The following is an 11,044-nucleotide window of genomic DNA, read 5'->3' as shown; positions in this document are numbered from 1 at the left end:
GCTTGCGGATCTTGCGCGCGCCGTCGAGCCTGCGCGCGAGCCGGTGCTGGTCGCGGAGCATGAGCTCGGGCAGGCGCGCCTTGAGCGGACCCGGGGAGTGGGGCGTGGAAGTCGACATACCAGGTCCAGGATCGCACCTCGGTGATTCGGCTGGCGAACGGATTACGGACGGGCAGGGGGGCGCACCGGGGCGGAAGAGGCGTGCGCGCCACTCGCCTGAGGAAGCGGCATACCCGGACTAAAGCCGCATCACGGACCTACGCTGATCTCCATGAGCGAGGACGAACGGACGGTTGCGGAACCCGGTCCGCTCCGCACCTACTGGAGAAGGTTCCGCGACTCTCCCTTCCTGCCGGGCTGCGTCCTGGTGCTCATCATCGGTGCCGCCGCAGGTCTCTTCGCCGGCTCCTACACGTACGCAATGGCAAACCCCACGCCGCGGAACATCCCCACGGCCGTCGTCGGCTCCCTGTCCGGAATCCCGGAGTCGGAGCGGTTCCTCGCCGGGATGGAACAGGCGCTCGACAGCTCGATGCGGGTGCGGCACTTCGCGGACCGCGAGGGCGCCGTCCGCGCCGTGGAGGAGCAGCGGGTCTTCGCGATCCTCGACGCACAGCAGCGCGGCGCCGTACGGCTCGACGTCTCCAGCGCGTCGGGTGCCACGGTCGCCGAGACGCTCCAGCGGACCGGGCCCGAGGTCGGCAGGAGCGCCGGGGTGCGGGTCGACGTGCACGACCTCAAACCGCTCTCGCGCGGCGACCCGAGAGGGCTGGCGATCTTCTACATCTCGCTCGCCGCCGTGATCATCGGGTTCGTCGGGGCGATCCAGCTCAGCGTCCACGCGGCCGCGCTCACGCCGGGGGAGCGCATCTGGTTCACCGCCGGCTACGCGGTCTTCGGCGGCTTCGCCGTCTGTGCGGTCGTCGACTGGCTGCTGGGCTCGGTGCCGCTGCCGTTCGCCACTTCGTGGGGCATCATCGCGCTCACGCTCTTCGCCTCGGGGATGGTCTTCACCATGTTCAACGCTCTCTTCGGGCGTTGGGCGATGATCCCGACGTGGGGTCTGATGGTCCTGCTCGGCAACCCCTCATCGGGCGGCGCCGTCTCGTGGCCGCTGCTCCCCTCCGTCCTCGGCGAGATCGGCAAGTGGCTGCCGCCCGGCGCGTCCGTCAACGCACAGCACACCGCCGTCTACTTCCGGCAACACCAGCTCCTCCAGCCGTACCTGGTGCTCGCCGGGTGGGCGGTGCTCTCCTGCGGCGTCTTCTGGGTCTGGCGGCACCGGCACCCCGGGGGCCGCCAGGAACGGATCTTCCGCAACGCGCCGGCGCCCGACTGAGGCGCCGCCCGGAGACCTCAACCGGCCTGCCTCCGTGGGCGGTTGGCGTACGCTCACCGCATGATCGAGACGGAGCGCCTGGCCCTGAGCCCGCTGGGCCCCGAGCACCTCGACGCCTTCTGGCGGCTCCACTCCGACGCGCGCGTCAACCGCCACCTCGTCGGCGTCCCGCGCGACCGCGAGGCGGCGTACCGGTGGCTCGTCGAGGCCCGGGAGGAGTGGGAGCGCAGAGGACACGGGCTCTTCGCCGTCGAACTCCGCGAGGGCGGCGGGTTCCTCGGCCGCTGCGGACTCCACCACTGGCCCGAGCTGGACGAGGTCGAGATCGGCTGGACGCTCCACCCGGAGGCACGCGGCCGCGGCTATGCCACCGAGGCGGCCCGCGCCGTCCTCGACTGGGGCTTCGCCCACCTGCCCGCCGACCGCTTCACGGCGATGATCCAGCCGGCGAACACCCCGTCGATACGCCTCGCCGAACGCCTCGGCTTCACTGTCCGCCGCTCCGAGGTGCTGCTCGGGGTGGGCGTCACGGTGTACGCGGTGGACCGTCCGACGGGGTGAGGGCCGGGGATCGACGGGGCCAAGTCAGGGGCGAGGGGGCGGTTGGCTGCCCGGGGCTGCACGCGCATACGGCATGCGAAGGGTCCCTCCGAGGTTTCTCGAAGGGACCCTTCCGCCCTGTTCGGGCTGCGGTGGCTGGGGCCGGGGTCGAACCGGCGACCTTCCGCTTTTCAGGCGGACGCTCGTACCAACTGAGCTACCCAGCCGCAGCGGTCCTGACGGGATTTGAACCCGCGGCCTCCACCTTGACAGGGTGGCGAGCACTCCAAGCTGCTCCACAGGACCTAGCTTGCACACGCTGTGCGAGGGATAGTCTCGCACAGGCGCCTGCGTGCCCCCAACGGGATTCGAACCCGTGCTACCGCCTTGAAAGGGCGGCGTCCTGGGCCACTAGACGATGAGGGCTGATGGCCCACCTGGGCGCTTGATCAGCGCGTCGGGGACGTGAGAAGCATATGGGATGGGGGCGCGGTTCGCCAAAACGGTTGGTGGTCGGGCCTCCTCGGCTCGGTGGGACGAGTGCGGAGGGGCGCGGGGCCGGCGGGGTGGTGCCCCGCCGAAGCGTCAACTCCGGTTACTCGGGACCCACCGAAGAAGGGGAGCTGCCGGAGCTCTCCGGTACGGCGCCGGGCGTCTCCGACGGCGTCGAGTCCGGCCCCGCGTCCCCCGGGAGATGGCGGGAGACCTCGGCCCTGGAGAGGCCGAGGCCGCCCAGGGTGACCTCGTCCCACGCCTGGAGGCGGTGCGTCTCGCTGTCCAGGTAGAGCACGGACGCCTGGACCTTCTGCGGCTCGTCGCCCTCGACGGCGCGCAGTCCGCCGCCGCCCGTGGTCCCCTCGACCATCAGCCGGGTGCCTCCGGGCAGGACCTCGTTGCTGCGCTGGTGGGTGTGGCCGGCGAGCGCGAGCGGGACGAGCCCGTCGGTCTGTTCGGCGAGTTCGGGGTTGTGGCCGAGCGCGATGTCGACGGGGTCGCCGGCGGCGCGCTGCGCGCGCAGCGCGGTGGCGAGGCGGCGGCCGTCCGCGACTTCGACGTCCTCGCCCGCCGCGTCGACGGAGCGGTCGGGCGTGAACTGCGGGTCGCCCCAGCCGGCGAGGCGCAACCCCGCGACGTCGACCGTCGCGCCCTCGTCGAGGACGTGGACGTGGCGCCCCAGCTTCCCCACGGCGTCCTGCGTGCTCTTCGAGTCGTGGTTGCCGCGCACCCATACGTACGGGGCGCCCAACTCCTTGATGGGCGCGAGGAATCCGTTCTCCGGAGGGGTGCCGTGGTCCATGGTGTCGCCGGTGTCGACGATGACGTCGATGTCGTACTGCTCGACGAGGGAGCCGACGATGTGCCAGGCCGCCGGGTTGAGGTGCACGTCGGAGATGTGGAGCACGCGCGTGGTCGAGGGATCGGGGCTGTAGGCGGGGAGGGTGGACGCGGTGTCGTAGAGCTTGGTGACGTTGGTGACGAGGCGGGCGAGCTCCCGCTGGTACACGTCGAACTCCGTGGCGATGCTGCGCGCGTTCCCGACGACGGAGGGCGCGCTGGCGAGCAGCCCCGAATACCGGGGCTCCAGCACGGACTTGGGGTTCCAGGTGGCGTAGGCCGTCCCGCTGGAGACGGCGAAGAGCAACAGCGCGAGGCCGCCCGCCGCGAGCGCCCGGCGCGGGCGTCGGTAGACGACGAGCCCCAGCGCGCACGCCCCCGCGGCGACGGCGAGACCGGAGCGCAGCAGTACGTTCCCGGCGCCGGATCGGACGTCGGAGACGATCTCGTCGTCGAGGCCCTCCAGGCGCTCCGGATGGTCGACGAGCGCCGAGGCGCGCTCCTGGTCGAGGCGCTGGATGTCTACGTCGAGCCGCATCGGCGCCTGGTGGCTGCGGAGTTGGAGCGCGCCCAGGGGCGCCACGTCGATCGTCGTGCCGCCTTCGAGCGAGGGCTCGAGCGACATGTGGGTGTCGACGGGACCCACGGGCGAGGTCGTGCCGAGGCTGCCGACGGCGAGCAGCCCGAGCCAGGCGCCGAGGAGCGTGACGGCTCCCAAGCCCAGCGCTCTGAGGTACGTACGGCGGGGACGGCCCGTCGTGGCGCCGGAACCGCCGACGGGCGCGCGCCGGCGCACGGACCGTATCCACGACGTCGTCCGCGAGCGCAGCCCTGCCAGGGCCGTGCTCGCCCGGGCGTGCCACCGCTTCCGTGGGAGTCCGGACATGGTGGGCGGTATGCCCGTCGCGCGGCGGCGCTATGCGGTCGCCGCTGCCCGTGGCGGGGCCGAACCCGGGGGTGGGTGCGCAGGGGCGCGTGTCCGACAATGGCGGGGTGCTGGAGATGACGCGCGAGGAGTTCGAGGAGCTGGTCGCCCAGGCGCTCGATCGCATCCCCGAGGAGCTGACGCGGCTCATGGACAACGTGGCGGTCTTCGTCGAGGACGAGCCGCCCGCCGGGGACCCCGAGCTGCTCGGGCTCTACGAGGGCACGCCGCTCACCGAGCGCGGCGAGTGGTACGCGGGGGTGCTGCCCGACCGCATCACGGTCTACCGCGGGCCGACGCTGCGGATGGTGGAGCGTGAGGGAGGGGACCGCGAGCTCGTCGTGGAGGAGGTGGAGGTGACGGTCGTCCACGAGATCGCGCACCACTTCGGCATCGACGACGACCGGCTCCACTCGCTCGGCTACGGGTAGCCGGGGCGAGCGTCCTCGGCCCGGCCGGGGGCGCATTTGCACTGCACAGGGTGGGGTGCGTATGCTGGTAGATCGTTTGATCCCATTTGCCCGGCGCCGTTGGCAGAGCGCGCCGTGTGGCGCGTTCCTCTTTGACCGTGGCTGACCGCACAAGGCGGTCTCTTGCGAATTCACGGAGTTCTGGGCGCGTGCCGCTATGACTCCGGAAGGTCAGATTTCGCATGTCTGTTGTTACCCACGACTCCCTCCGCTTCGACGCGGACCCGAACGACCCGGACCACGGTCCCGAGGCCGCTCAGTCGATCCCCGCGCAGGTCGCGCCCACCGACGACGAGGCGCTCGCCGCCCTCGAGGCGGACGAGGCCGCCGAGCCGGCCGACGCCGACGACGAGCCGGAGGGCCCGACCTTCGCCGGCCTCGGCCTCCCCGAGGCCGTCGTCCGCAAGCTCGGTCAGAACGGTGTGACCGCGCCGTTCCCGATCCAGGCCGCGACGATCCCCGACGCCCTCGGCGGCAAGGACATCCTCGGTCGCGGACGCACCGGCTCCGGCAAGACCCTCTCCTTCGGCCTGCCGCTGCTCACCCGCCTCAGCGGCGGGCGTACGCAGCGCAAGCACCCGCGCGGCGTGATCCTCACGCCCACCCGCGAGCTCGCGATGCAGGTCTCCGACGCGCTCCAGCCCTACGGCGACACCCTCGGGCTGCGGCTGAAGGTCGTCTGCGGCGGCACCTCGATGGCGAACCAGATCTCCGCGCTGGAGCGCGGTGTCGACATCCTCGTCGCCACCCCCGGCCGCCTGCGCGACCTCATCAACCGCGGCTCCTGCTCGCTCGACGCGACGGAGGTGGCGATCCTCGACGAGGCCGACCAGATGGCCGACCTGGGCTTCCTCCCGGAGGTCACCGAGCTGCTCGACCTCGTCCCCGAGGGCGGTCAGCGGATGCTCTTCTCCGCCACGATGGAGAAGGAGATCGACTCGCTCGTCCGCCGCTACCTCGTCGACCCGGTGAGCCACGAGGTCGACGCGGCCCAGGGCGCGGTCACGACGATGACCCACCACGTGCTCGTCGTGAAGCCGAAGGACAAGGCCCCCGTGACGACGGCGATCGCCGCGCGCAAGGGCCGCACCATCATCTTCGTCCGCACCCAGCTCGGTGCCGACCGCATCGCGGAGCAGCTCCGCGAGGCCGGCGTCCGCGCGGACGCGCTGCACGGCGGCATGACGCAGGGCGCCCGCACCCGCACCCTCGCCGACTTCAAGGACGGCAAGGTCAACGCGCTCGTGGCGACGGACGTCGCGGCCCGCGGCATCCACGTCGACGGCATCGACCTCGTCCTCAACGTCGACCCCGCGGGCGACCACAAGGACTACCTCCACCGCTCGGGGCGCACCGCGCGCGCCGGGCAGTCGGGGACGGTCGTCTCGCTCGCGCTCCCGCACCAGCGGCGCCAGATCTTCCGCCTCATGGAGGACGCCGGCGTCGACGCGTCCCGGCACACCATCGGCCGCGGCGACGTCTTCGACGACGACGTCGCGCGGATCACCGGCGCCCGCTCGCTCACCGAGCTCCAGGCGGAGTCGGCGGCGAGCTCGGCGAAGCAGGCCGACCGCGAGGCGCGGAAGCTCGCCCGCCAGCTCGAGGAGGCGAAGCAGCGCGCGACCGAGCTGCGCGACGAGGCGTCGCTGCTCACCGCGAAGGCGGCGAAGGAGCGGGGCGACGACCCGGAGGCCGCTGTCGCGGCCGCCGAGGAGACGGCGCGCGCCGAGGCGGAGGCCGAGGAGCGTGCCGAGGCAGAGCGCCGTGAGCGGATGGAGCGGGAGCGCCGCGAGCGCCGCGAGCGCGAGAAGCGCGAGCGGGAGCAGCGCAACAACCAGGACCGTGGGCGCGACGACCGCAGGGGCGGCTACCGGCGCGACGACCGCGGCGGCCGCGACCGCGGCGGTTTCAACGGCCACCGCGGTGGCCGGCCGGGCGGCCGCGACCAGCGCGAGGGCAGCTTCCGCAGGGACGACCAGCGCGACGGCGGCTTCCGCCGCGACGACCGCCGCGGCGGCGCCCGCAGGGACGACTTCCGCCGTGACGACCGCAGGGACGACAGGGGCGGCTTCCGCGGAGGCCCCCGCAACGACCGCCCGTACAACGGCGACCGCCCCTACAACCGCGACCGTCGTGACGACCGCAGGCCGCACGGCCGCGGCGGCGACTACCGCGGTGGCGCCCCCCGCTCCAACGACCGCCGCGCGGACAAGCCCCGTTGGAAGCGCAACGGCTGACGCACCGCCGCGTTCCGGGCGCGGGACAAGCTCCGCGCCCGGCCGAGCGGATGACGCGACGAAGGTCCCCGCCCTTGCGCCGGGGGCCTTCGTGCGTTCCGCCGAAGGGCGCCCGTCGAGCACCGCCGCGCGCGGTGGGCCCGGGCGGCGAATGCCCTCGAAGCCGCGGCGGGACGAGGGATATGCTGGGGCGGCGGGCCGCTAGCTCAATTGGCAGAGCAGCAGACTTTTAATCTGTTGGTTGTGGGTTCGAGTCCCACGCGGCCTACTCGCACTTCCCCCGTCCGGGTGTCAACCGCCGTTGCGCGCGGGCGGGTTGGGGCATCGCCCGCCGGCGGGCCGCGTCCGGGTCGGTCCATTGGACCTCTCCGAGTGGCCGGCGTCCGGGCCGCGGGTCAGATTGGGACGGTGCGGGCTACCAGTGGCGAGTACGGGGAGATGCACCCGGCGTTGCGGCGTTGTGCCGACTTGCTGCCGGCGCTGTTCGTCGTGCTCGGTATCGGCTCCGAGTTCCTCACTCCGGGGCACATCATCATCTCCGCGCTCTTCGCCGCGGCCCCGGTCGCGGCTGCCGCGCTCCAGGGGCTCGTCGCGACGGTGCTCACCGGTCTCGTCTCGACGGGGCTGCTCTTCGCGGTAGCGAGCGTCATGGGGGAGCGCTCGCTCGACACGAGGCTGGCGGGCCTGAGCGTCCTCGTCGTCTCCGCTCTCGCGCTGACGCTCAATTACGTGATGCGCCGCAGCGGAAGGCGCCTCGCCTCGGCCCGCACGGTGGCCGAGGCGATCCAGCTCGCGGTGCTCCCCGCACCGCCGGCCCGGGTGGGCGGCTGCAACGTGGCGGCGCGGTACGAGGCCGCGCAGGCGGGCGCGAGCATCGGCGGGGACTTCTACGTCGCGCAGGCTTCACCGTTCGGGGTCCGGTTGCTCATCGGAGACGTACGCGGCAAGGGCGTCGGGGCCGTCGAGGCGGTGGTGATCATCACCGGCGCCTTCCGGGAGGCGGCCGAGCAGGAGCCGACGCTGACCCGGCTCGCCCAGCGGTTGGAGCACGCCCTGCAGCGCGAGGGCTCCCGGCAGCAGGGGGAGGCGCAGTTGGAGGGGTTCACCACCGCTCTCCTCGCGGAGGTGCCGCACGGGCGGCCCGGGGTGCTGAGGCTGCTCAACCGCGGGCACCCGCCGCCGTTCCTCGTCCACGACGGAACGGTGCGGTCGCTCTCCGCCCGCGTGCCCAACACCCCGCTCGGCATGAGCCAGCTGGGCGAGTGGCCCGAGCACCCGGAGGAGTCCGACTTCCCGCCGGGCGCCCTGCTGCTGTTGTACACCGACGGACTCTCGGAGGCGCGCGACGTGCAGCGCGTCTTCTACCCGCTCGCGGAGCGGCTCGCCGAACTCCCGTACTCCGACGCGCAGGAGATGGTCGACCTCCTCGTCGACGACGTGACCGCATACACGGGCGGCGGTGCGTCGGACGACATGGCGCTGCTCGCGCTGGAGCGGCACGCGGACGTGGCGGACGTCACCGAAGAGCGTGCGGACGCGGGTGGTGGACCGGGCTCCGAGGACGAGGCCAAGGGGGGCGAGTGAGGGTGGAGTGACGGTTCTGGGGGGATGAGTCGCTCGTCACTCTGCGAAGTTCTTTGGCTCAATTCCCGTGAGATCGCGCCCAGTTTGACCGCCCTCCTCCTGGTAAGTGGCCCGCGGAGCGTCCGGGAAGTCGTCGGAACAGCTTGGAATCAAGGCCTCGTTTCTATTAACGTCCGATAACGCAGCGCGGTCGTCACTGCCGTTACGAGAGACGGCACCGTGCGCCGTCGCCGAATCCCGTACGTGTGCTCACACGGGTCACACCCGATGAGACGCACCGAGGGAACCGGGGAACCACCCCTCCGCTCACCGCGGAGGACGGGGTGAATCGGACAACTCCCGCTCAGCGGCGAGCGGTTCGTAGGAGACCTTCCTGCTCCGAACCCGTCAGCTAACCCGGTAGGCGAGAGGAAGGAAAGGAGAACGCCCCCCGTGGCGTCGAAGAGGCATGCCCCCGAGGGGGCGTACGCGCAGAGCGCGGTCGGCGATTCGCACGCCCGCTTCGGTTCTCAGGAGCCGTACACGGCCGACGAGTTCGGCCATTCCCGTACCGCAGGCGACTACCGCACCGAGCCGATCGAACGCATCGACGACGGATACGGCGCCTCCTACGGCCCCGAGGTCTACGGCCCTCGCGGCGACGAGCCGTTCGACGAGTGGAACCCCACCGAGGACTCCGTCCGCCAGGTGCGGGGCAAGCACCGTGTCGGCAAACAGCGTTCGGGCGGCATGGCCCGCAGCGGTGCCGTCCTCGGCGTCGGCATGATCGCGGCCGTGGGCGCGGGCGGCATGGCGACGGCGCAGGACAAGGGCCCTGCCTCGATCTCGATGCCCGACCTCGCCTCGGCCTCGGACCACGTCAAGAACATCTCGGACCACCTGCCCGACGCGGGCCAACTCCCGGGCGTCGGCGACCTGATGTCGGACTCCGACGACGGCGGGGATGCGGCGCAGGCCGCGCCGCTCACCCAGGCGAGCCTCACCGGCGGCTCCGCGGCCGGAGGCGAGGACGAGGACGCCGGCGAGGCGCTGCGCGCCCGCATCCTCGCCCAAGCCGAGCAGCAGCAGACCGAGGCCGACGCGACCGCACGGGAGCAGGCCGTCGAGGAGGCCGCGCGCAAGGCCGCCGCAGACGCCGAGAAGAAGGCCACCGCCGAGCGGAAGGCGGAGGCCGAGCGGAAGCGGAAGATCGCCGAGGAGAAGCGGAAGAAGGCGGAGGCCGAGCGCCTCGCCAAACTCCGCGCCAGCTACACCCTGCCGCTCGCCTCGTACCAACTCAGCGCCGGCTACGGCCAGGCAGGCGGGATGTGGCAGAGCGACCACACCGGGCAGGACTTCGCAGCCCCCAACGGCACGCCCGTCAAGGCCGTGCACACCGGAACGGTCAGGGAGGCCGGCTGGGCCGGCTCGTACGGCTACCGCATCGTGCTGGAGCTCGACGACGGCACGGAGCTGTGGTTCTGCCACCTCTCCTCGATGACCAAGTCCGCGGGCGAGAAGGTGTCCACCGGCGACGTCATCGGCCGCGTCGGCTCCACGGGCAACTCCTCGGGGCCGCACCTGCACGTCGAGGTCCGTCCCGGCGGCGGCGACGCGATCGACCCGCTGCCCTGGCTGCGGGGCAAGGGGCTCAACGTCTGAGCGCCCGGCTCCTGCGCGAGCGCGCCGCCGCCTCGCCTGCCGGAAGCGCGAGCGCTTGTCGCCGTACCGCTTCCGGCGAGCACCACCGAGGAGGGGACGAGGCGGCGGCGATCGGAACGCCCGCTGCTGCGGGCCTCCTCACCGCCGGAGCCCGAGGCTCCGGCCCATGACCCGGCGGTCCTGGTGGACCACCCCCCGACACCAGGGCCGCCGGCCTCCGCACGACGCCGCCTCGCGCGCTACCTTCGGCGCATGTCTCACTCCACGCGCCGCAGCGGCGGCACCCTCGGCCGGTTCACCGTCAGTCCGCTCTGCCTCGGCGGCAACGTCTTCGGCTGGACCGCGGACCTGGAAGAGTCCTTCGAGGTGCTCGACGCCTACACGGGCTCGGGCGGCAACTTCCTCGACACCGCCGACGGTTACTCGGCCTGGGTCGAGGGGAACGAGGGCGGCGAGTCGGAGACGATCATCGGCGACTGGCTCGCCGCACGCGGCCGGCGCGACGACGTCGTGCTCGCCACCAAGATCGGGGCGCACCCCCGGCACAAGGGGCTCGCGCCGGAGACGATGCGGGCCGCCGTCGACGACTCCCTCCGCCGCCTGCGGACCGACCGCATCGACCTCCTCTACACCCACTTCGACGACGAGTCGGTCCCCGTCTCCGAGATCATCGGCACCCTCGACGAGTTCGTGCGGGCGGGCAAGGTGCGCGAGATCGGCGCCTCCAACATCTCGGCCGAGCGGCTCTCCGCCTCCCTCGCGGCCAGCGACGAGCAGGGCGCCGCACGCTACGTGGCGCTCCAGCCGCACTACAACCTCGTCTCCAGGGACGGCTACGAGGGGGAACTCGCCGGCGTCGCGGAGCGCAACGCCCTCGCCGTCGTGCCCTATTACGCGCTCGCCTCCGGGTTCCTCACCGGGAAGTACCGGCCGGGTCGCCAGGTGGAGAGCGCGCGGTCCGGACGGGCGCAGG

8 protein-coding genes, 4 tRNA genes and 1 riboswitch are annotated in these 11,044 nt (G+C 72.5%); of the genes, 8 read left to right on the top strand and 4 right to left on the bottom strand.

The genetic code is table 11. The annotated features are described in order from the left end of the window. Positions 1-271: 271 nt before the first annotated feature. Together UWG_RS0104415 and UWG_RS0104410 are read left to right on the top strand one after the other, a co-directional pair. Positions 272-1,339 (top strand): hypothetical protein, encoded by a 1,068-nt coding sequence (locus tag UWG_RS0104415; RefSeq protein WP_016905996.1) that lies wholly within the window; start codon positions 272-274, stop codon positions 1,337-1,339. A 60-nt stretch (positions 1,340-1,399) separates the two neighbouring features. Beyond that, positions 1,400-1,900: a GNAT family N-acetyltransferase gene (locus UWG_RS0104410; RefSeq protein ID WP_029391165.1), complete on the top strand. Its 501-nt coding sequence runs from the start codon at positions 1,400-1,402 to the stop codon at positions 1,898-1,900. Between the two features lie 132 nt (positions 1,901-2,032). Here the strand turns inward: UWG_RS0104410 and UWG_RS0104405 are convergent. From UWG_RS0104405 to UWG_RS0104390, 4 genes are all read right to left on the bottom strand, one after another. Continuing rightward, positions 2,033-2,106: transfer RNA gene (locus UWG_RS0104405), tRNA-Phe, on the bottom strand. A gap of 4 nt (positions 2,107-2,110) precedes the next feature. Beyond that, positions 2,111-2,185 (bottom strand) — tRNA-Asp (locus UWG_RS0104400). A 47-nt stretch (positions 2,186-2,232) separates the two neighbouring features. Next, a tRNA-Glu gene (locus tag UWG_RS0104395) sits at positions 2,233-2,305 on the bottom strand. Positions 2,306-2,474: 169 nt separating this feature from the next. Beyond that, positions 2,475-4,100: a metallophosphoesterase family protein gene (locus tag UWG_RS0104390; RefSeq protein ID WP_237719980.1), complete on the bottom strand. Its 1,626-nt coding sequence runs from the start codon at positions 4,098-4,100 to the stop codon at positions 2,475-2,477. Positions 4,101-4,216: 116 nt separating this feature from the next. Here UWG_RS0104390 and UWG_RS0104385 point away from each other — a divergent pair, with 116 nt between their 5' ends. The 6 genes from UWG_RS0104385 to UWG_RS29470 all read left to right on the top strand — a co-directional run. Continuing rightward, the gene (locus tag UWG_RS0104385) at positions 4,217-4,570 is read left to right on the top strand and encodes a metallopeptidase family protein (RefSeq protein ID WP_016905993.1); all 354 of its coding nucleotides are present in this window, start codon (positions 4,217-4,219) and stop codon (positions 4,568-4,570) included. Positions 4,571-4,791: 221 nt separating this feature from the next. Beyond that, on the top strand, positions 4,792-6,846 hold the full coding sequence (locus UWG_RS0104380) for a DEAD/DEAH box helicase (protein WP_016905992.1): 2,055 nt from the start codon (positions 4,792-4,794) through the stop codon (positions 6,844-6,846). Positions 6,847-7,041: 195 nt separating this feature from the next. After that, positions 7,042-7,114 (top strand) — tRNA-Lys (locus UWG_RS0104375). Between the two features lie 140 nt (positions 7,115-7,254). Next, on the top strand, positions 7,255-8,430 hold the full coding sequence (locus UWG_RS0104370) for a PP2C family protein-serine/threonine phosphatase (RefSeq protein ID WP_157838531.1): 1,176 nt from the start codon (positions 7,255-7,257) through the stop codon (positions 8,428-8,430). A gap of 265 nt (positions 8,431-8,695) precedes the next feature. Further along, positions 8,696-8,851, top strand: a riboswitch (cyclic di-AMP (ydaO/yuaA leader). Positions 8,852-8,862: 11 nt separating this feature from the next. Further along, the gene (locus UWG_RS0104365; RefSeq protein WP_016905990.1) at positions 8,863-10,071 is read left to right on the top strand and encodes a M23 family metallopeptidase; all 1,209 of its coding nucleotides are present in this window, start codon (positions 8,863-8,865) and stop codon (positions 10,069-10,071) included. A gap of 252 nt (positions 10,072-10,323) precedes the next feature. Beyond that, positions 10,324-11,044, top strand: a 721-nt coding sequence (locus UWG_RS29470) for an aldo/keto reductase (RefSeq protein WP_016905989.1), incomplete at its 3' end; no start/stop codon positions are given.

It is taken from the genome of Streptomyces xiaopingdaonensis, assembly GCF_000262345.1.
GTDB lineage: Bacteria > Actinomycetota > Actinomycetes > Streptomycetales > Streptomycetaceae > Streptomyces > Streptomyces xiaopingdaonensis.
This window is presented reverse-complemented; position numbering and strand designations above follow the sequence as displayed.